Here is a 20,417-nt window from a genome sequence, read left to right on the forward strand (position 1 = left end):
GGGTAATCACAATTCCTGCGTTAGAGGGTCAAGACTCGAACAGCGAGTCTTCGAATCGTTCCAGCTCCTCGAGGAGCTTGTCGACAAATTTGAGCTTGCGAACGCAATCCGCCGCCTGCAGATCCTCACCCCTGGTGAGAGAGTCGGTCAGCCGTTGCATCAACGCCTGGTGATCATGCCTGATCTCCTGGCGAAAATCCTTGATGGCCCCCTCAGGGTCGGCATCGCCCTTGAGATCAGCCAGCCGCTCTCGCCACTCCAGCTGTTGCATCAGAAAGGCAGGATCTTGCAGTGTCTGCTGCTCGCCGCGAATATCGGTGCCCCGCAAGGAGAGCAGGTACTCGGCTCGGCGCAAGGGGGCCTTGAGGGTAGTAAACGCATCGTTGATCTGGGCAGCACGCTGCACGGCAGCAAGCTGCTCCCGCTCGGGGGCAGTCGCAAAACGATCGGGATGGAACTGGGTCTGCAGCTGACGATAGGTGTCAGCCAGTTGGCGAGTATCGAGCTCGAAGCCCTCAGCCAGCCCGAACAGCTCGAAATGATTCATCCTTCGTCCTCAGACAATAGCGCTGGGAGTGCAACCACACTCGTCTTGAACTTGAAAGCAGTGGCATGGACTGGCGTCCACACCACTGTGTTGATGAGCAAGGTGTTGATCACAAGAGACTCGCCGCAACAGGGCTCACCCTTGTGGCTGCGAGGCGTTGCAAACATGGGCGATCGGTCAATCGAACCACTTACACGCTGAAGCTTTCGCCACAACCACATTCGCCCTTGGCATTCGGGTTGTTGAACTGGAAGCCCTCGTTGAGGCCTTCCTTCACGAAGTCCAGCTCGGTGCCATCCAGGTGGATCAGGCTCTTGGCATCCACGATGATCTTGACGCCTTTCTGCTCGAACACCTGATCCTCGGCAGCCAGCTCATCCACGAACTCGAGCACATAGGCAAGGCCAGAACAGCCGGTCGTCTTGACGCCGAGGCGCAGGCCGATACCCTTGCCCCGGTTGATCATGAAGGAGGAAACCCGCGCCGCTGCGGCATCTGTCATGGTTATGGCCATACTGCTCTCCGGACCTTAAAGACCTTTCTTCTGCTTGTAATCGGCGATGGCGGCCTTGATGGCATCCTCCGCCAGAATGGAGCAGTGGATCTTCACCGGCGGCAGCGCCAGCTCTTCGGCGATGTCGGTGTTCTTGATACCGGCCGCTTCGTCCAGGGTCTTGCCCTTGACCCACTCGGTCACCAGGGAGCTGGAGGCGATGGCGGAACCACAGCCGTAGGTCTTGAACTTGGCATCTTCGATGATGCCATCGTCGCTGATCTTCAGTTGCAGCTTCATGACGTCACCACAGGCCGGTGCACCGACCATGCCGGTGGCGACGCTGGGATCGTTCTTGTCAAAACCACCGACGTTGCGGGGATTCTCGTAGTGGTCGATTACTTTTTCACTGTAAGCCATATCTAACTCCTGCTAATTCCGTTGTTCACCAGACCCTTGCCATGCTGGCAAGGATCAGTGATGTGCCCATTCGACCGTGTTCAGATCGACGCCATCCTTGAACATCTCCCACAGGGGGGACATCTCGCGCAGACGACCGATGGAGTCGCAGATGAGCTTGATTGCGTAGTCGATCTCTTCTTCGGTGGTGAAGCGACCGATGCTGAAACGGATGGAGCTGTGTGCCAGCTCGTCGTTCAGACCCAGGGCGCGCAGCACGTAGGAAGGTTCCAGGCTGGCCGAGGTACAGGCAGAACCGGAAGAGACCGCCAGATCCTTCAGTGCCATGATGAGGGACTCCCCTTCCACATAGGCGAAGCTGACGTTCAGGTTACCCGGTACACGCTGATCCAGATCCCCGTTGATATAGACTTCTTCGATGTTCTTGATGCCATCCCACAGACGCTGGCGCAGGGCCATGATGTGCTGGCTCTCGCTCGCCATCTCTTCCTTGGCGATGCGGAAGGCTTCCCCCATGCCGACGATCTGGTGGGTTGCCAGGGTACCGGAGCGCATGCCGCGCTCGTGGCCACCGCCGTGCATTTGGGCTTCCAGACGAACACGGGGCTTGCGGCGCACATACAGGGCGCCAATGCCTTTCGGGCCGTATACCTTGTGGGCGGACATGGAGAGCAGATCAACCTTGAGCGCTTCCACGTCGACCGGGATCTTGCCCACGCTCTGGACGGCGTCCACGTGCAGCAGGATCTTGCGGGAACGGCACAGCTCGCCGATGGCAGCAATGTCTTGCACCACCCCGATCTCGTTGTTGGCGTGCATGATGCTGACCAGGATGGTGTCATCACGCAGGGCGCCTTCGATCTGCTCTAGAGTGAACAGGCCATTGGGCATGGGCTCGAGGTAGGTCACCTCATAGCCTTCCCGCTCAAGTTGGCGGCAGGTATCCAGCACGGCTTTGTGCTCGGTCTTGGAGGTGACGATGTGCTTGCCCTTGCCGGCGTAGAAATGGGCGATGCCCTTGATGGCCAGGTTGTTGGACTCGGTCGCACCGGAGGTAAAGACGATCTCGCGCGGGTCCGCGCCGATCAGCTCTGCCACTTGATTACGGGCCAGATCCACCGCCTCTTCGGCCTGCCAGCCGAAACGGTGGGAACGGGAGGCTGGGTTGCCGAACAGGCCGTCCATGGTGAGGCACTGCATCATTTTTTCTGCGACACGCGGGTCCACCGGACAGGTTGCCGAATAATCAAGGTAAATAGGCAGTTTCATCTTTTTCTCCGTTACGACGGGGTCACACAGCGACTCGTCGTGGAAAGCACGTTTATAGTTGGACTTTCAAGCTCACATCACCGCGTTCGGCCCGATCAACCAGGGACAACACGGTCTTCATTTGTTCATCTTGCTTGCCGGCGATACGGCGCACATCGGCCTGACCAACCAGCTCGGCCAGGGTGATATCCCCCAAGAAGCTGGAGATGCGCTCGCTCAGATCCCGCCACAAAGAGTGGGTCAGGCACTGGGTACCACCGTGGCAGCCCCCTTTGCCGAGGCACTTGGTCGCATCGACCGATTCATCGACCGCGGTGATCACCTGACCGACCGAGATCTCGCCAGGGGCCAGACCGAGGCGATAGCCGCCACCGGGACCACGTACGCTGCTCACCAGACCATGCTTGCGCAGACGGGCAAACAGTTGTTCCAGATAGGACAAGGAGATGCCCTGGCGCTCTGAAATATCAGCCAGGGGCACAGGCCCCTGCTCTGCATGCAACGCCACGTCGAGCATGGCTGTCACCGCGTAACGTCCTTTTGAGGTCAGTCTCATATGCCTTACCGTTTGCGAACCAATCAATATGTGGCATATGGTCACATACCCGACTAAATCAGTCAAGTATATGCTTGAGTAAATCAGTCGGGATTAATCCTGTGCCCTGGACTTCTGGACAGAGGTGAGAATGCCCCGCAGGATGTTCAACTCCACCGCTTCGGGTCTGGCCCGATTGAACAGACGACGCAGTTTGCTCATCACATGGCCTGGATGGTCATCGGCAATGAACCCCGTCTTTTGCAGCGTCTGCTCCAGATGCTGATAAAACCCTTCCAGTTGCTGGGCGCTGGGGTACTCGACCCGCTCATCCTCCGGGGCCGAATGCTCCTGGTTCTGTACTTCCAGCCAGCGCATCCGCACCTCGTAACAAAGGGTCTGCACTGCCATGGCCAGATTGAGGGAGCTGTATTCTGGATTGGCGGGAATGGCCACATGGAAGTGGCATTTTTGCAGTTCGTCATTGGTGAGGCCGGCGCGTTCACGGCCAAACACCAGCGCGACCGGGTGCTCCATGCCCTCGGCAACCAGCTTCTCGCCCGCTTCACGGGGATCCAGCATGGGCCAGCTCAAGGTCCGGGAACGGGCACTGGTGCCGATGACCAGACCACAGTCGGCAATGGCCTCGTCCAGGGTCGGCACGATTCGGGCGCGAGCCAGGATATCGCTGGCCCCCGCCGCCAGGGCGACGGCCTCCTCATCAGGCTGGGCCTGGGGATCGACCAGCACCAGTTGAGTCAGCCCCATGGTCTTCATGGCCCGCGCCGCGGATCCCATGTTGCCGGTGTGAGAGGTGTTTACCAACACGATACGAATCTGATCCAACATGCCCAGTCAATCTTCAGTCAAAAATGGCGCGCAATTGTAACATAACCAATCGCTATTTTGGCACCGCTTCCGACCAGGCATTTCTGCACAAACAGGCAGATGATACATCCCCACCCTGCGTGGTCACGCTGACAGTGGGGTACTGCGGCTCAAGTTCACCTGTTCCGCAGCACTCGGGCAAGAAAACGGCTCAGCTCATTGTCGCGGCAGTGGGCACGTGCGTCTCGCGGGCCCGCTCGATAAAGGTCGCCAGATCCATCAAGGGGTATTTCATCAATCCCAGCCCGTCCAGATCCAGGCTGTCCATCAGATTTTTCACCTCCAGGCCCAACTCGGTATCCCCCTCTATCTTCAGCCGGCGCTGGAAGAAGAGGGAATCCGGGTCTTCACGGCGCCCGGCGATCAGAACAAGATCCTGGCTATTGCCGCTGAAACAGACATCGGCGTGCTCACACTTCCTTGCCACCACCAGTTTTCCCTCCCGCTCGCTGATAAACCAGCATAGCCCCAGATCGCTGACTTCCACTTTCAGCCACTTGCCCGCAAGAAACGCAAATTCCCCCTCTTCGATGGCCTCCCGGAACACCCTGCCCAGCAGGGCCTCCATCAGGTTTTGTTGCAGCGGGAAGGGCACCAGCTTGAGGGGGTGGCGCAAGAGACGGGGTGCCTGTTCGACCAGGCGACGTTGCAGATGTTGAAACACGATAAACTCCCAGTTTTTTGCGCATTCAAGCACAGCCCCTTCGGCAAGATCCTGTTGAAAATCAAACTTGTGTCCACTTACCTCAAGAAGGGTAAAGCCACCTAAAGCTGCCTCAGGTCAAAAAGCGGGAGGGCAAGCATGAATACAATCGGGCCACTTTGCATTTTTGCCCTCTCGGAGCGTACCCGATGGAATTACTCTGCCCGGCAGGCAGCCTGCCGGCACTGAAGACAGCCGTGGATAACGGGGCCGATGCGGTCTACATCGGCTTCAAGGATGACACCAACGCCCGCCATTTCGCCGGGCTCAACTTCACCGACAGCAAGCTGGAAAGAGCGGTTGACTATGTCCACCAGCATGGCCGCAAGCTGCACATCGCCATCAATACCTTTGCCCACCCGGGCTCCGATGCCCGTTGGAAGCAGGCCGTGGACAAAGGGGTGGCGCTCGGTGCCGATGCCCTGATCATCGCCGATCTCGCCGTGCTCGATTATGCCAGCCGCCGCCATCCCGACATGGAGCTGCATGTCTCGGTCCAGGCCAGCGCCACCAACGCCGCTGCCATCCGCTTCTACCAGCAGCACTTCAACGTCGGCCGGGTGGTGCTGCCGAGGGTGCTCTCCATGCATCAGGTCAGGCAGCTGGCCCGCGAGACCGACGTCGGCCTTGAGGTGTTCGCCTTCGGCAGCCTCTGCATCATGGCGGAGGGGCGCTGCTACCTCTCCTCCTACATGACCGGCGAGAGCCCCAACACCGTCGGCGCCTGCTCACCGGCCAAGTTCGTACGCTGGGAGGAGACCCCGAGCGGCCTCGAATCCCGCCTCAACGAGGTGCTGATCGATCGTTACGGCCCGGGGGAAAATGCCGGCTACCCGACCCTGTGCAAGGGCCGCTTCGAGGTGGATGGCCAGACCTATCACGCGCTGGAGGAGCCCACCAGCCTCAACACCCTCGGCCTGTTGCCCGAGCTGTTCCAGACCGGCATCCAGTCGGTCAAGATCGAGGGGCGCCAGCGCAGCCCCGCCTATGTGGAGCAGGTGACCCGGGTCTGGCGCGCCGCCATCGACGCCTATCAGGCCAACCCCGAGGCCTATCAAGTCAAGGCTGAGTGGGATGCCCAGCTCGCCCGCGTCTCCGAGGGGAGCCAGACCACCCTCGGTGCCTATCATCGCCAGTGGCAATAAGGAGCCCTGTTCATGAAATTCTCTCTCGGCCCCCTGCTCTTCTACTGGCCCAAGGCCGACACCCAGGCCTTCTATCAGGCGGCCGCCGCCAGCCAGGCCGACATCGTCTATCTGGGGGAAACCGTCTGCAGCAAGCGGCGCGAACTGAAAGTGGATGACTGGATTGCCCTCGCCCGTCAGGTGGCGGGCTCCGGCAGGCAGGCGGTGCTCTCCACGCTGGCGCTGATCTCTGCCCCCTCCGAGCTCAAGGAGGTCAAGCGGCTGGTCGACAACGGCGCGCTGATGATCGAGGCCAACGATCTGGGGGCCGTCCAGCTCGCCAGTGAAGCCGGGCTGCCGTTCGTCTGCGGCCCCGCCATCAACGCCTACAACGCCGACGTGCTGCGCATGCTGCTCAAACAGGGAATGCAGCGCTGGGTGATGCCGGTGGAGCTCTCCCGCGACTGGCTGATGCAGCTCAATCAGGATCTGGGCAGGGAGCGCCAGCAGTTCGAGGTGGAGGTGTTCGCCTATGGTCATCTGCCGCTCGCCTACTCGGCACGCTGCTTCACCGCCCGCTCCCTCGACCGGCCCAAGGACAACTGCGAACTGGCCTGCATCCACTACCCCACCGGCCGACTTGCCAGCAGCCGCGAGGGGCAGAAGGTGTTCAACCTCAACGGCATCCAGACTCAGTCCGGTTACTGCTACAACCTGGGCAACGAGCTCAAGGGGATGGAGGGGCTGGTGGATGTGGTGCGCCTCTCGCCCGAAGGCATGGAGACCCTGACGATGCTGGAGCGCTTCAAGGCCAACGAACAGGGGATGGCCCCCCTGCCCCTGCAGCAGGAGCGGGACTGCAACGGTTACTGGCGCCAGATCCCCGGCATGAGCCTGGTGGAGTAGCGGTACAACCCGTGTCACCAGACAGCAAAAAGGCCTCGTCAAGAGGCCTTTTTCATGGGGTTCAAACCCGTTTAGTCACGCTTTGCCGCTCTTGCCCTGGGCTCCGGGTGGCTGGGGCTTGCGCGCCATCAGTTCCAGCTCCAGCAAGGCATAGCGATGCTCGATGAAGTCATAGACGTTGTTGGCCAGCGCCAGCTTGAAGTAGCTGATGGCTTCCTTGCGGTTACCCTTGGCCAGCTCGAACTTGCCGAGGTAGAAGTAGGTCTCGCACAGGCGCTCGGCGAGCTCCCTGTTGTCCTTGACCCCTTTCACCACGTTGCTCATCAACTGGGTGGCATTGATGTCGCCCGTATAGAGGCGCACCAGATCCCAGTTCCAGGCGTCGTCGTCATATTTGTTGAGCCGCTCGCGCATCCGGCTCATGGCCGCCGGTCCGTTGAGCTTCTGCTCGGCCAGATAGAGCCAGATCACCCGATAAGGGTCTTCTGGTTGCGCCTCGTAGAAGCGCTTCATATCCGCCGCGGCAAGCTCGGGGCGATTGCCGTAATAGAGCGCGATTCCCCGGTTGAGATAGGCGTAGTCGTAATCCGGGGCGAGCTCCAGAGCGGAGTCGAACGCCTCATAGGCCTCGTCGTAGTTCTGCTGTTGAACCAGATAGACACCGATGAAGTTGTAGGCCTCGGCAAAATCCGGCTTCTCCCGCAGGGCGCGGTTGAAGTCGAGTCGCGCCAGGGAACGCAAGCCCACCCGGTCAAACACCACGGCACGCTCATAGAAGAGTTCTGCCCGCTGTTCGGTCGTCAATTCCATTTCACTGAGCATCTGCCCGAGTCGCGCCAACGCCAACTCGCTCTGGTAGGAGACCTGCAAGGGGGTCGCCAATACCAGTGAAGCGGGTTGCGGCTTGGGAACTTGAGGCGCTTTTACCTGACTGCTACTGCTGCAACCCCACAAGGGGAGCAACAACAGGATACCCGTGAGGTATCCAATCCCTATCCTGACGTTCAATGAACACTCCGACGCTTACGCTTGACCCCGCATATGGTAAAGATCACGGGGCCGTTTGTCATGTGGCGCAGCCCCTCTCCCTCAAATAAATCAGGATTCGACAGGGTATCCGGCATCGCTCCAGCCGCGAAAGCCTCCATCGACGCTGACGACCCGGGAATAACCCATCTTCTGCAGGTTATCCGCCACCAGGATGGAGCGAAATCCCCCACCACAATAGAGGTAGAGTTCGGTGTCGGGATCCGGATACCGGGTCTCGATGTCACGCTCTATCACCCCGCGCCCGAGATAGGTGGCCCCCGGCAGATGGCCCCTGGCCCACTCGCTCTCTTCGCGCACGTCGATCAGATGAAATGCTCGGCCCTCATCCTGCCAGCGCTTGATCTGGTGCACATCGGTTTCCTGCACCTGCGGGCGGATGACCTCTACCAGGGCCAGAAAACGGGGATTGTGTTGCATGGGCTTGCTCCTTGCTTTGGGTAATGGATGCTGGGTTGTGGGGAGCATCATGACTCACCCCGGCCACAAGAGAAAGAGCGCCTTGCGGCGCCCTTGTCTGTTACGGCAGGATCTCTTGCTGATCCGCGCCCTCTTTTTCCACCTGGGTCGGCAGCATGTGCTCCCGCTTGATCCCGAGGAACATGGCTGAGGCGCTCGCCACATAGATGGAGGAGTAGGTCCCGAAGGCCACCCCGATCACCATGGCGATGGAGAAACCGTGGATCAGAGGCCCGCCTTTGAGCAGCAGCGCCACCACCACCACGAAGGTCAACCCCGAGGTGATGATGGTCCGGCTCAGGGTCTCGGTCATGGAGAGATCCATGATCTCCGCGGTGTCCCCACGGCGTACCTTGCGGAAATTCTCCCGCACCCGGTCGAACACGACGATGGTGTCGTTCAGGGAGTACCCCACCAGCGTCATCAGCGCCGCCAGCACGGTCAGGTCGAACTCGTACTGGAAGTAGGCGAAGATGCCGAGGGTGATGATCACGTCGTGAGCCAGGGAGAGGATGCCCCCCGTGGCCAGACGCCACTCGAAGCGCACCGCCACGTAGATCAGGATACAGATGATGGAGGCCAGCATGGCCAGGGCACCGTCGGTGGCCAGCTCGTCACCCACGGAGGGACCGACGAACTCGACACGCTTGAGCACGGCGCTCTCGTCGACCAGCTTGGCGGCCGCCAGGACCTCGTTGCCCTGCTGCTCGACCTTGACGCCCTCTTGGGGGGCCATGCGCACCAGCACATCACGGCTGGAGCCGAAGAACTGCAGGGTCGCCCCGTCAATCTTCTGCTGATCCAGCGCCTCGTGCATCTTGTCCAGGCTCACCGACTGCTGGAACCCCACCTCGATGGTGGTACCGCCGGTGAAGTCCAGCCCCCAGTTCAGGCCACGATCGTACAGAACGTAGAGGGCGAGCACCGTTACCAGAGCAGAGAGGACCATACCCAGCTTGGCGAAACGCATGAAGGGGATGGGCTTTTCAAAATGTAGAATTTGAAACATGTCTCTTCCTTAGATCGGCAGCTTGTCGATGCGCCGTCCACCCCAGGCCAGGTTGATGATGGCGCGGGATACCGTGATGGCAGTGAACATGGACGCCGTCAGGCCGATCCCGAGGGTCAGGGCGAAGCCCTTGATGGCACCGGTACCGATACCGAACAGGATCACGCAGGTGATGAGCGAGGTGATGTTGGAGTCGGCGATGGTGGAGAAGGCGCGATCAAAGCCCAGGTGAATGGCTTGCTGCACCCCGCGACCATTGCGGATCTCTTCACGAATACGCTCGTAGATCAGCACGTTCGCATCCACCGCCATCCCCAGCGTCAACACGATACCGGCGATGCCCGGCAGGGTCATGGTGGCCCCCGGGATCATCGACATGATACCGACGATGAGCACCAGGTTCATGGTCAGCGCCAGATTGGCCACCCAGCCGAAGGCACGGTAGTAGATCCCCATGAAGAGCACGATCACCAGCATGGCCCAGCCGATGGCTTCCATCCCGCTGTCGATGTTCTGCTGACCCAGGCTCGGGCCTATGGTGCGCTCTTCGACGATCTGGATGGGGGCAATCAGGGCACCGGCACGCAGCAGCAGCGCCAGGTTGTGGGCTTCGTTGGCGTTGTCGATCCCGGTGATGCGGAACTGGCTACCCAGGCGAGACTGGATGGTGGCGACGTTGATCACCTCCTCCTGCTTGCGGAACTTGCGCTTGCCGTCCGGACCAGGCTGCCCCACCGGCTTGTACTCGATGAAGACGGTCGCCATGCCCTTGCCAACGTTGTCCTTGGTAAAGTTGGCCATCTTGTTGCCACCCTGACCATCGAGCTTGATGTTGACCTGGGGACGGCTGTATTCATCGAAACCGGACTGGGCACCCACGATGTGGTCACCGGTCAGGATCACGCGCTTTTGCAGTACCACGGGACGACCGTTGCGATCGTTGTAGACCTTGGAGCTCGGCGGCACGCGGCCTGCGGCAGCGGCCTGGATATCGGCAGCCTCATCGACCATGTGGAACTCCAGGGTCGCGGTGGCCCCCAGGATCTCCTTGGCACGGGCGGTGTCCTGGATCCCCGGCAGCTCGACGATGATACGCTCGCCGCCCTGCTGCTGGACCAACGGCTCGGCCACACCCAGTTCGTTCACCCGGTTGCGGATGATGGTGATGTTCTGCTCGAGGGCATACTTCTTCACCTCTTTGACCTTGGCTTCGCTCAGACTGGCCAGCAGGATGAAGTCATCCCCTTTCTGGTCGGTGGTGAAGACAAGATCCGCATTCTGGCGACGCAGGAAGGAGAGTGCCTTGGCCTGATCGGCCTCGTCACGGAAGACCACCTGCACCTGATCCCCGACCCGGCGTACACCGGAGTAGCGGATCTTCTGGGTGCGCAGCTCGGCGCGGAAATCCTGCACCATCTGTTCCTGCTGCTTGGCCAGCGCTTCGGCCATGTCCACTTCCATCAGGAAGTGCACACCGCCCCGCAGGTCAAGACCGAGCTTCAGGGGCGCCGCGCCGATGGCCTCAAGCCAGGCGGGGGTCGACGGTGCCAGGTTGAGGGCGGTGATGAAATTGTCGCCCAGCTTGTTGGCCACGATGTCGCGCGCCTTGAGCTGGTCTTCGGTGTTGTTGAAACGGATCAGGATGAAGCCGTGCTCGAACGCCGCATGCTTGACCGGGATCTTCGCCTCGTCGAGGGTTTCCTTCACCTGATCGAGGGTTTCTAGTTTGACTTCGGCACCACGGCTGGCAGAGACCTGCAAGGCCGGGTCTTCGCCGTAAAGATTGGGGGCTGCATATAGAAAACCGATGGCGATCACGACGATCACCATCAGGTATTTCCACAGCGGATAGCGATTTAACACGCTGTGCTCCTCGGGAGATTAGAGGGACTGGATAGAACCCTTGGGCAGAACGGCAGAGACGAAGTCACGCTTGATGGTGACCTGGGTCTGATCGTTCAGGGCCAGCACAATGTAGTCGCTGTCGGCGGAAACCTTGGCGATCTTGCCGACCAGGCCACCGGAAGTGAGCACTTCGTCGCCCTTGGAGAGGGAGCTCATCAGATTGCGATGCTCCTTGGCACGCTTGGCCTGGGGACGGTAGATCATGAAGTAGAAGATGAGACCGAACACGGCCAGCATGATGATCATTTCCATGCCACCACCCTGTGCTGCCGGAGCCGCGCCTTCTGCATACGCCTTGGAGATAATGCTCATTTAACAACCTCTTATTGATGTAGATTTGAATACTAACTTATATGTCGTTGTTATTTCACGTCATTTTCAGCCAGTGGAGGCACAGGCTTCCCTTGCCGACGGTAAAACTCAGTTACAAAGTCGTCTAATTTACCCTGCTCGATCGCGTCCCGCAAACCCTGCATCACGCGCTGGTAATAACGCAGGTTGTGGATGGTATTCAGACGGGCACCGAGGATCTCGTTGCACTTGTCCAGATGGTACAGATAGCTACGGGTGTAGTTCTTGCAGGTGTAGCAATCGCAGTCCGCATCCAGGGTGCTGGTGTCTTCCCGGTACTTGGCGTTGCGGATCTTGACCACGCCATCGGTGGTAAAGAGATGACCGTTGCGGGCGTTGCGGGTCGGCATCACGCAGTCGAACATGTCGATACCGCGGCGCACCCCTTCCACCAGATCCTCCGGCTTGCCCACCCCCATCAGGTAGCGCGGCTTGTCGGCCGGAATTTTCGGGCAGACATGGTCAAGGATGCGATGCATGTCCTCTTTGGGCTCACCCACGGCAAGACCGCCGACCGCGTAACCGTCGAAGCCGATCTCAAGGAGACCGTCCAGCGACACATCCCGCAGCGGTTCGTAGACAGAACCCTGGATGATGCCGAACAGGGCGTTCTTGTTGCCGAGTGCATCGAACTTGTCACGGGAACGCTTGGCCCAGCGCAGGGACATCTCCATGGACTTGCGCGCTTCCTCGTAAGTGGCCGGGTACGGGGTGCACTCGTCGAAGATCATCACGATGTCGGAACCCAGATCGTACTGGATCTCCATGGACTTCTCGGGGTCGAGGAAGATCTTCTCGCCGTTGATGGGATGACGGAAGTGCACCCCCTCCTCGGTGATCTTGCGGATGTGCCCCAGACTGAACACCTGGAAACCACCGGAGTCGGTCAGGATGGGCCCCTGCCAGTTCATGAAGTCGTGCAGATCGCCGTGGGCGCGCATCACTTCCTGACCCGGGCGCAGCCAGAGGTGGAAGGTGTTGCCAAGCAGGATCTGGGCACCGGTCTCACGCACCTCTTCCGGTGTCATCCCCTTGACGGTGCCGTAGGTGCCGACCGGCATGAAGGCCGGGGTCTGGACCACGCCACGCTCGAACACCAGTTGACCGCGACGGGCACGCCCATCGGTGGTTTTCAATTCAAATTTCATTGCTACCTCTATTCAGTCAGAGAAACAGTCTGACAACAAAGGGCCCGAGGGGCCCGGTAATATGAAGCCGGCCGGCATACTGACAAGCAGAGCCTGAACGACTTCTGAAGGGCAAGGCTTAACCCTGCACCCGGCGACGGGTGACGAACATGGCGTCCCCGTAGCTGAAGAAACGGTACTGTCCCGCCACGGCGGCCTGATAGGCGGCCATCACGTTGTCATAGCCGGCAAAGGCGCTGACCAGCATGATCAGGGTGGATTCGGGCAGGTGGAAGTTGGTGATCATGGCATCGACCACCTGGAACTCGTAACCGGGGAAGATGAAGATGTCGGTGTCATTGAAGAAGGGCGCCAGCGGCTTGCCCTGGGCCAGGGTCGCCTTGGCCGCACTCTCGAGGGATCGCACCGACGTGGTCCCCACCGCAACCACCCGACCGCCGCGGGCGCGGGTCGCCGCGATGGCATCCACCACCTCCTGGGGCACTTCGGCGTATTCCGAGTGCATGTGGTGATCTTCAATCTTGTCGACGCGCACCGGCTGGAAGGTGCCCGCCCCCACGTGCAGGGTCACGAAGGCCATCTCCACGCCCTTGGCACGGATCTGCTCGAGCAGCGGCTCGTCGAAGTGCAGACCGGCGGTCGGCGCCGCCACGGCACCCGGCTTCTGGTTGTAGACGGTCTGGTAGCGCTCCTTGTCGGCATCCTCGTCGGGACGGTCGATATAGGGAGGCAGCGGCATATGGCCGATGGCATCCAGAATGGTCAGCACAGGGCGCGGGTCCAGGAAGTGGATCTCGAACAGAGCGTCGTGACGGGCACGCATCTCGGCCTCGACGGGCACGCCGTCGGCACCGCCATCCAGAAGGAGGCGGGTACCTGGCTTGGGGGACTTGGACGAGCGGACGTGCGCCAGCACGCTGTGCTCGTCCAGAATGCGCTCCACCAACACCTCCAGCTTGCCGCCGCTGGCCTTCTGGCCAAACATGCGGGCCGGAATGACACGGGTATTGTTGAACACCAGCAGATCGCCGGGGTTGAGCTGGTCAAGCACATCGACAAAATGACCGTGGCGCAGGGCGCCGGTTTGACCATCGAGCTGCAGCAGGCGGCTAGCGGTACGCTCCGCCATGGGATAGCGGGCAATCAGCTCGTCTGGCAGATCAAAATGAAAATCGGATACTTGCATCTTTCACCTCGGGGGAATCGGCGGCTAGTCTAGTTATCCCCCTCTTCCAAGGCAACCCAAAAGACTAAAAACCCAAGGAAGACAAGGGATAGCGGGCCATTTTGTGAGGCTGGGCCCGTTAAAAAACCTTTAAGGTTTTGTATTGACCCCGATCATGTTCTGGCGACGGGGGCTGGGCTAGGGTGGAAGCAGACACACAAGGAGGCCCACCATGATGACCCTCTCCGAGATCATGACTGAACACCCCTTTACCCTGGGTCCGGAAAACAGCGTCAAGCAGGCGATGGAGCTGATGCAGCAGGAGCGGATCCGTCACGTTCCCATCGTCGATGAACACCAGCATCTGCTTGGTCTGGTCACCCTCTCGGACATCCTGGCCACCCGTGAATCCAAGCTGCTGCTGATCAACCCCGAGCGGGAGGCGGAGTTCACCGACAGCGTCCAGCTCGACGAGATCATGACTCGTCAGGTGGCGAGCGTGGATCCCCACGCCGGCATCAAGGAGGCGGCCCTGTATCTGCAGCGCCACAAATATGGCTGTCTGCCGGTACTCAAGGGGCGCAAGCTGGTTGGCATCGTCACCGAGTCGGACTTCATCGCCGTGGCCATCAATCTGCTGGAGCTGATGGAGGAGCAGGAGCCCCCAACCGACTTTTGATCTTAAAATTCTGTAATAAAATTACAATAAAAGCGTTTTAAGCCTAATTTAACGGCTATTTAAGTGAAACACTTTCAATTTGACTGTAAAATTACACCACAAAACTTGCGTTGTGACATTCATCACACTATGATGCCCACTATGCAATGGTTGCCGAAGAGGAGATGAGGATTGTGCACCCGCCATCTTCTCTTCATATGTCTGCAAGTTTGCACACCCCGTAGTTAGTCTTTGCTGTAAAGCATATTTATCGCCATTCCTTGTTTGATGACCCGGCCCTGTCTGTGCGACTGCGCCGGGATTTTTTTATCCCTCTTTTTTCTACTGCGCCGCCTCGTCTGCCCCCTTCTCTGCTCACGCAATGAAAACAAATCCGGCCCAGCCCTTGAAAATGTGACATGCAGGACAGAAATTGAACTTCGACAATGAGTTATCTCCGAAGGCCTGAGATATTCATGTTAGGTACAGTTGTGATGGTCTATCTAATAAATAGATTTATGTGATTCAAAATTGTGGCTTTGACCGATTAGAAAAAGTCACTATGATGACTCCATCGAAAGTTAAGCGCCTCGTCTGGCACGACTCTTCAACACCAGACAGGCATATGTACATCACCAAGGAGCAAATACATGTCTACCTACATCAACACTGAAATCAAGCCGTTCAACGCCACCGCCTACCACAATGGCAAATTCGTTCAGGTGTCTGACGCTGACCTGAAAGGCAAGTGGTCCGTGGTGTTCTTCTACCCGGCTGATTTCACCTTCGTCTGCCCGACCGAGCTGGGCGACCTGGCCGACAACTACGCCGAATTCCAGAAGCTGGGCGTCGAGATCTACGCCGTCTCCACCGACACCCACTTCACCCACAAGGCCTGGCACGACACTTCTGACACCATCCAGAAGATCCAGTACCCGATGATCGGCGACCCCACCGGCACCATCACCCGCAACTTCGGCGTGATGATCGAAGAAGCTGGCCTGGCTGACCGCGGTACCTTCGTCATCGACCCGCAAGGGGTCATCCAGATCGTTGAAATCAACGCTGGCGGCATCGGCCGTGACGCACTGGAACTGCTGCGCAAGGTCAAGGCTGCCCAGTACGTTGCTTCCCACCCGGGTGAAGTGTGCCCGGCCAAGTGGAAAGAAGGCGACGCCACCCTGGCCCCGTCCCTGGATCTGGTAGGCAAAATCTAAGCCTCCCCGCTCTGAAGACCGGCCCGTTCAAGGGCCGGTCTTGTTTACGGCCCTCAGAAAATGCGCCGGTCTGCTGTGTGGACCTCTGTTTTCTGTATCCGGTCATCGTGCCGACCCGCATTCAGCAAGAAGGAATTCGACCATGTTAGATACCAACCTCAAACAACAACTCAACGGTTACTTGCAGTACATCGTCAATCCCATCGAGATCAGCGTGTCCGGCAATGACAGCGACAAATCCGCCGAACTCCTGGCATTGGCCAGCGAGATTGCCGAGATGTCCCCCAAAATTTCCCTGACCGATGGCACCAATACCCGCAAGCCTTCCATGAGCATCGCGCCCCAGGGCCAGGCCCCGCGCGTGCACTTTGCCGGCATTCCCATGGGTCATGAATTCACCTCCCTGGTGCTCGCCCTGCTGCAAAGCGGCGGTCACCCCTCCAAGGCCGATCCGGCCGTGCTGGAGCAGGTGAAGAACCTCAAGGGCGAGTTCCACTTCGAGACCTATATTTCACTCTCCTGCCACAACTGTCCGGACGTGGTACAGGCCCTGAACCTGATGTCCACCCTGAACCCCGGCATCACCCACACCATGATCGACGGTGCCCTGTTCCAGGATGAGGTGAACGAGCGTCAAATCATGGCGGTCCCGAACGTCTACCTGAACGGTCAGCCGTTCAGCCAGGGCCGCATCTCGCTGGAAGAGATCGTTGCCAAACTCGACACCGGCGCTGCCGAGCGCAAGGCGCAAGAGCTGAGCGAAAAAGCGCCTTATGACGTGCTGGTGGTGGGCGGTGGCCCAGCCGGCGCCGCCGCGGCCATCTATGCCGCCCGCAAAGGCATTCGCACCGCCATTGTCGCCGAACGTTTCGGTGGCCAGGTGATGGACACCGTCGGCATCGAGAACTTCATCTCCGTGCCCTACACCGAGGGCCCCAAGCTGGCCGCCAGCCTGGAGCAGCACGTGAAGCAGTACGGCGTGGAAGTGATCACCGAGCAGCGCGCCGCCGCCATCAGCAAGGATGGTTACGTCAACGTGGACCTCGCCTCCGGTGCCACCTTGAAGAGCCGCGCCGTGATCCTGGCGACCGGTGCCCGCTGGCGCGACCTGAACGTGCCGGGTGAACTCGAGTACCGTACCAAGGGTGTGGCCTACTGCCCCCACTGTGACGGCCCCTTCTTCAAGGGCAAGCGCGTGGCGGTGATCGGTGGCGGCAACTCCGGCATCGAGGCTGCCATCGATCTGGCCGGCATCGTCGAGCACGTCACCGTGGTGGAGTTCGCCGATACTCTGCGTGCCGACGATGTGCTGCAGAAGAAGGCCCGTTCCATGGGCAATATCGACATCATCATGAGCGCCCGCACCACCGAAGTGATCGGCGACGGCAGCAAGGTGGTGGGCATGGACTACGAAGATCGCACTACCGGCGAGATCAAGCATCTGGCGGTGGCCGGCATCTTCGTCCAGATCGGTCTGGTGCCGAACACCGAGTTCCTCAAGGGGAGCGAAGTGGCCCTGACCCGCTTTGGCGAAATCGAGATCGACACCAAGGGTGCCACCTCCCTGCCCGGCGTCTATGCCGCAGGGGATGCCACCACGGTACCGTTCAAGCAGATCATCATCTCCATGGGGGCAGGTGCCACCGCCGCCCTGGGTGCGTTTGATTACCTCATTCGCAACCCGGCGCCGGAAGCACAAGCTACCCAGGCCGATGCCGTGACCGCCTGATAACCGCCCAACAAAAAACCGACTCCCTGGAGTCGGTTTTTTTATCCCTGTCGTTGGGTCGCCAGCCTTCAGCGCCCCTGCGGCGCGTCCCTCTCCTGCCCCTCTTCACTCACCGCTCTCTCTTCTGCATCAGGCACGGCATAGCTCGCCGGCACTGCCTCCCCTTCCAGATCCGTTCTTGGCTCCAGCTCCGCCGTCATGGGGGTGTTGGGGGGCACAGGTATGAAAACCTGATGCTCCGTCAGCGGAATGGGGGCTCGCTTACGCCTGCGCCAGCCGAGATAGGCCGACAGCAGCAGACCGCACAGGGCAAAGTAGACGAACAGCCCCTGTGGTCCGAACGTTGCCATGGTAAAGGGGGCCAGCAGCGGACCCGTCATGGCCCCCAGGCTGTAGGCAAGCAGCAACCCCTGGTTTGCCCCCAGCACCTGATCCGGGCGCAGTTCATCGCAGGCATGGCTGAGGCTCAAGGGATAGATGGAGAACGCCATGCCCCCCAGCAGGAAGACAAGAGTCCCCTCGACTGGCTCACGCCAGGGCTCCGGCAGCAGCACCATCAACAACGCGATCAGGGTCAGCAGGGCGCAGAGCAGCAGGATCACCAACCGTCTGTCGTAACGATCAGATGCACGTCCGATAGGATATTGCAGACACATCCCCCCCAGGATCACCAGCGCCATCATGTCCGCCACCTGGGAGAGGGAGGCGCCGCTGTCGGTGAAATAGAGCGGCAACAGCCCATAGATGGACCCGAGGATGAGGCCCGAGGTAAAGCTGCTGCCCATCCCCGCCGGAGTGAGGCGCACCAGCTCCAGCACTCCCACCGGCTGGGGTGCCACCATGGCCGGCGTCGCCACTCGGGAGAGAGCCAGAGGCACCACGGAGAGAGTCGCCGCCATGGCGCACAGGGCGAACGGCGTCAGCACCATGGGGTCCACCTGCTTGAGCAGCTGCTGGCCCAGGGCAAGTGAACCGTACAGCAGGATCATGTAGAGGGACATCAACCGCCCCCGGTTCGCCGGGGTGCTTGAGACCAGCATCCAGGACTCCAGCACCACGAACAGGCCGCCGGTGGCAAACCCCCCGATCAGCCGCAGCGCCGCCCAGGTGACAGGCTCCACCACCATGCCGTGCAGCAGAAACAGAAAACAGAGCAGGGAGGCATAAGCCGCATAGGCCCGGATATGTCCCACCCGGATGATGAGGCGGGCATTGATGAAGGTCCCCAGCACCAGGCCGCCGAAATAGGCAGCCGACACCAGACCGATGGCCTGGGCGGACACCTGCTCGGCGGAGAGACGCACCGTCAGCAGGGTATTGAACAGACCGTGACCCAGAATGAAGATCACCAGACTGGTCAGGGGGGACAGCAACCTTGTCAGTGCCATGGAGCCTCCTCGCAATAAAAGGGTCATGGTAGCCCCTGCCTCCCGCCCCCTTCAACCCGAATGCCCTCCCCCTGCGGGGCTATGCTTGACGGGAACCCCACATGGAGATCCGAAAGATGAGACTCATGCTGTTGTTGGCCGCCCTGCTCTTTTGCGGCAGCGCCCTCGCCTTCCACTGCCCCATGGACATGAAGAAGATAGACGACGCCCTGGCCGCAGGCCCCGCCCTCAGTGCCGAGCAACTGGCCGAGGTGAAGCAGTTGAGGGCGGACGGAGAGACCCTGCACAACGCGGGCAAGCATCAGGAATCGGTCGATACCCTGGCCAAGGCCATGGCCATTCTCAGCATCGATCAGGGCTGATACCGCCCCTTCGCCGCGCGACGGTCTCTTTCGCATCGCCCGGATACAGACCGCCAAAATGAAACAAGGCCCTCGCCATCACTGGCGGGGGCCTTTTCACTGCGGATGTCAGCGCTGAACGGGGCTACACCCGGCCACTGTAGACCAGAGTGCAATAGTTGAAGGCTATCTTGCCGTCAACGGCGTGGCGAGCAAACTCGCGGCGAACGAGCGCTGTCATCTGATCGTGGGCCGGCGTGCCCGCCACAGGCGCATAGGAGGAGGAGTTGAGCCGTCCAAGCACCCCGTCAAGATCGAACAGCTGGCTGTTCTCGAAGCGATCGAGCCGGTACTCCCCGGTGAAGAAGGCGCGAAAATCCGCCTCACCGAGGTTGCGATGATTGACCTCCTCGTAATCCCCCGAGTAGGCGTGCAGCCCCTCTTCATAGGCCTTGAGAAACGGGGTGTTCGTCAGCCTGTCATTCCAGATGAGGGCGACCTGGCCACCGGGCTTGAGCAGCCGCTGGCACTCCTGCCGAAAAGCCGCGCGATCGAACCAGTGAAACGCCTGGGCGACCGTCACCAGATCCATCGCCCCCGTGGGCAGGCCCGTGGCTTCCGCACTGCCGTGCAGCCAGCCGATGTTCCCCACCTGGGCAAGCAGCCGTTTGGCGGCAGCCCGCATATCGTCATTGGGCTCCACCGCCCAGACCCGCGCGACCCGGGGGGCCAGCAGGGCGGTCAGGATGCCGGTGCCCGCGCCGATGTCCGCCACCTGGGCCTCTGGCCCCATGGCCAGCTCCCTTGCCAGAAAATCCAGCATGGCGGCGGGATAACCGGGTCGATATTTCACATAGGCCTCGACCCGGGTCGAGAATCGCTGGGTACTGTCCATGGCAGACTCCTCTCTTGATGCGGCCTTCATGCCGGCTCCCGGCCTGGTGACCAGGATCCCCATGCCACTACACTTGACCCCATCATGCAAGCCCCAAGCGGGTGGCAAACGGCGTACAGGCTGGCTTGCCACCCAGCGAAGCAGCAGGCGCTGCGGGCGGCAGGATACCCATCGGGGCGCCCGCTCACGGGCGTCGAAGGACAAACACCAGGATGGAGCT

Annotated in this window: 22 protein-coding genes; 6 read left to right on the forward strand and 16 right to left on the reverse strand. The window is 60.3% G+C overall.

Translation table 11 applies throughout. The features are described 5' to 3' along the window. Nucleotides 1–28: 28 nt before the first annotated feature. The 7 genes from hscB to AB5Y70_RS01405 all read right to left on the reverse strand — a co-directional run bounded on the left by hscB (nucleotide 29) and on the right by AB5Y70_RS01405 (nucleotide 4,816). Nucleotides 29–547 (reverse strand): co-chaperone HscB, encoded by a 519-nt coding sequence (gene hscB / locus AB5Y70_RS01375; protein ID WP_010675057.1) that lies wholly within the window; start codon nucleotides 545–547, stop codon nucleotides 29–31. Between the two features lie 190 nt (nucleotides 548–737). Further along, nucleotides 738–1,061, reverse strand: a complete 324-nt coding sequence (iscA, locus tag AB5Y70_RS01380; RefSeq protein WP_010675058.1) for an iron-sulfur cluster assembly protein IscA — start codon at nucleotides 1,059–1,061, stop codon at nucleotides 738–740. A gap of 15 nt (nucleotides 1,062–1,076) precedes the next feature. Next, nucleotides 1,077–1,460: a Fe-S cluster assembly scaffold IscU gene (gene iscU, locus AB5Y70_RS01385; RefSeq protein WP_010675059.1), complete on the reverse strand. Its 384-nt coding sequence runs from the start codon at nucleotides 1,458–1,460 to the stop codon at nucleotides 1,077–1,079. Nucleotides 1,461–1,514: 54 nt separating this feature from the next. Further along, the gene (locus tag AB5Y70_RS01390; RefSeq protein WP_010675060.1) at nucleotides 1,515–2,729 is read right to left on the reverse strand and encodes an IscS subfamily cysteine desulfurase; all 1,215 of its coding nucleotides are present in this window, start codon (nucleotides 2,727–2,729) and stop codon (nucleotides 1,515–1,517) included. A 52-nt stretch (nucleotides 2,730–2,781) separates the two neighbouring features. Then, complete coding sequence (gene iscR / locus AB5Y70_RS01395) at nucleotides 2,782–3,285, reverse strand: Fe-S cluster assembly transcriptional regulator IscR (protein WP_025327241.1); 504 nt, start codon at nucleotides 3,283–3,285, stop codon at nucleotides 2,782–2,784. Between the two features lie 93 nt (nucleotides 3,286–3,378). Continuing rightward, the gene (gene trmJ, locus AB5Y70_RS01400; RefSeq protein ID WP_010675062.1) at nucleotides 3,379–4,113 is read right to left on the reverse strand and encodes a tRNA (cytosine(32)/uridine(32)-2'-O)-methyltransferase TrmJ; all 735 of its coding nucleotides are present in this window, start codon (nucleotides 4,111–4,113) and stop codon (nucleotides 3,379–3,381) included. Nucleotides 4,114–4,303: 190 nt separating this feature from the next. Continuing rightward, on the reverse strand, nucleotides 4,304–4,816 hold the full coding sequence (locus AB5Y70_RS01405; protein WP_029314693.1) for an SCP2 domain-containing protein: 513 nt from the start codon (nucleotides 4,814–4,816) through the stop codon (nucleotides 4,304–4,306). A gap of 188 nt (nucleotides 4,817–5,004) precedes the next feature. On the opposite strand from AB5Y70_RS01405, the gene AB5Y70_RS01410 reads away from it, so the two are divergent. Beyond that, a complete protein-coding gene (locus tag AB5Y70_RS01410; protein ID WP_010675064.1) occupies nucleotides 5,005–6,000 on the forward strand; it encodes a peptidase U32 family protein in 996 nt (331 codons plus the stop codon). A gap of 12 nt (nucleotides 6,001–6,012) precedes the next feature. Next, the gene (locus tag AB5Y70_RS01415) at nucleotides 6,013–6,885 is read left to right on the forward strand and encodes a U32 family peptidase (protein ID WP_010675065.1); all 873 of its coding nucleotides are present in this window, start codon (nucleotides 6,013–6,015) and stop codon (nucleotides 6,883–6,885) included. A gap of 75 nt (nucleotides 6,886–6,960) precedes the next feature. On the opposite strand, the gene nlpI is transcribed toward AB5Y70_RS01415, so the two are convergent. The 7 genes from nlpI to queA all read right to left on the reverse strand — a co-directional run bounded on the left by nlpI (nucleotide 6,961) and on the right by queA (nucleotide 13,990). Further along, entirely contained in the window at nucleotides 6,961–7,893 is a 933-nt protein-coding gene (gene nlpI / locus AB5Y70_RS01420) for a lipoprotein NlpI (RefSeq protein ID WP_280520777.1), read from the reverse strand. A gap of 90 nt (nucleotides 7,894–7,983) precedes the next feature. Continuing rightward, nucleotides 7,984–8,352, reverse strand: a complete 369-nt coding sequence (locus AB5Y70_RS01425; RefSeq protein ID WP_010675067.1) for a rhodanese-like domain-containing protein — start codon at nucleotides 8,350–8,352, stop codon at nucleotides 7,984–7,986. Nucleotides 8,353–8,452: 100 nt separating this feature from the next. Continuing rightward, nucleotides 8,453–9,400: a protein translocase subunit SecF gene (gene secF / locus AB5Y70_RS01430; RefSeq protein ID WP_010675068.1), complete on the reverse strand. Its 948-nt coding sequence runs from the start codon at nucleotides 9,398–9,400 to the stop codon at nucleotides 8,453–8,455. Nucleotides 9,401–9,409: 9 nt separating this feature from the next. Continuing rightward, nucleotides 9,410–11,263: a protein translocase subunit SecD gene (secD, locus tag AB5Y70_RS01435; protein WP_029314697.1), complete on the reverse strand. Its 1,854-nt coding sequence runs from the start codon at nucleotides 11,261–11,263 to the stop codon at nucleotides 9,410–9,412. Between the two features lie 18 nt (nucleotides 11,264–11,281). Beyond that, entirely contained in the window at nucleotides 11,282–11,617 is a 336-nt protein-coding gene (yajC, locus tag AB5Y70_RS01440) for a preprotein translocase subunit YajC (protein ID WP_010675070.1), read from the reverse strand. A gap of 50 nt (nucleotides 11,618–11,667) precedes the next feature. After that, nucleotides 11,668–12,804: a tRNA guanosine(34) transglycosylase Tgt gene (gene tgt / locus AB5Y70_RS01445; protein WP_010675071.1), complete on the reverse strand. Its 1,137-nt coding sequence runs from the start codon at nucleotides 12,802–12,804 to the stop codon at nucleotides 11,668–11,670. 118 nt (nucleotides 12,805–12,922) lie between these two features. After that, the gene (queA, locus tag AB5Y70_RS01450; RefSeq protein ID WP_010675072.1) at nucleotides 12,923–13,990 is read right to left on the reverse strand and encodes a tRNA preQ1(34) S-adenosylmethionine ribosyltransferase-isomerase QueA; all 1,068 of its coding nucleotides are present in this window, start codon (nucleotides 13,988–13,990) and stop codon (nucleotides 12,923–12,925) included. Nucleotides 13,991–14,201: 211 nt separating this feature from the next. Here queA and AB5Y70_RS01455 point away from each other — a divergent pair, with 211 nt between their 5' ends. The 3 genes from AB5Y70_RS01455 to ahpF all read left to right on the forward strand — a co-directional run bounded on the left by AB5Y70_RS01455 (nucleotide 14,202) and on the right by ahpF (nucleotide 17,573). Next, entirely contained in the window at nucleotides 14,202–14,648 is a 447-nt protein-coding gene (locus AB5Y70_RS01455) for a CBS domain-containing protein (protein WP_010675073.1), read from the forward strand. A gap of 629 nt (nucleotides 14,649–15,277) precedes the next feature. Further along, entirely contained in the window at nucleotides 15,278–15,844 is a 567-nt protein-coding gene (ahpC, locus tag AB5Y70_RS01460; RefSeq protein WP_010675074.1) for an alkyl hydroperoxide reductase subunit C, read from the forward strand. 142 nt (nucleotides 15,845–15,986) lie between these two features. Continuing rightward, nucleotides 15,987–17,573 (forward strand): alkyl hydroperoxide reductase subunit F, encoded by a 1,587-nt coding sequence (gene ahpF / locus AB5Y70_RS01465; protein WP_010675075.1) that lies wholly within the window; start codon nucleotides 15,987–15,989, stop codon nucleotides 17,571–17,573. Between the two features lie 68 nt (nucleotides 17,574–17,641). On the opposite strand, the gene AB5Y70_RS01470 is transcribed toward ahpF, so the two are convergent. Beyond that, entirely contained in the window at nucleotides 17,642–18,961 is a 1,320-nt protein-coding gene (locus tag AB5Y70_RS01470) for an MFS transporter (RefSeq protein WP_029314700.1), read from the reverse strand. Between the two features lie 116 nt (nucleotides 18,962–19,077). On the opposite strand from AB5Y70_RS01470, the gene AB5Y70_RS01475 reads away from it, so the two are divergent. Further along, a complete protein-coding gene (locus AB5Y70_RS01475; RefSeq protein ID WP_041201636.1) occupies nucleotides 19,078–19,323 on the forward strand; it encodes a hypothetical protein in 246 nt (81 codons plus the stop codon). Nucleotides 19,324–19,447: 124 nt separating this feature from the next. Here the strand turns inward: AB5Y70_RS01475 and AB5Y70_RS01480 are convergent, their stop codons facing one another. Beyond that, nucleotides 19,448–20,197 carry a class I SAM-dependent methyltransferase gene (locus AB5Y70_RS01480; protein ID WP_010675078.1) on the reverse strand — a complete coding sequence of 250 codons (750 nt, stop codon included), beginning with the start codon at nucleotides 20,195–20,197 and terminating at the stop codon, nucleotides 19,448–19,450. Between the last annotated feature and the right edge of the window lie 220 nt (nucleotides 20,198–20,417).

Origin of the sequence: Aeromonas sp. s1(2024) (genome assembly GCF_040908005.1) — a bacterium.
In the GTDB taxonomy this organism is placed as follows: domain Bacteria; phylum Pseudomonadota; class Gammaproteobacteria; order Enterobacterales; family Aeromonadaceae; genus Aeromonas; species Aeromonas caviae.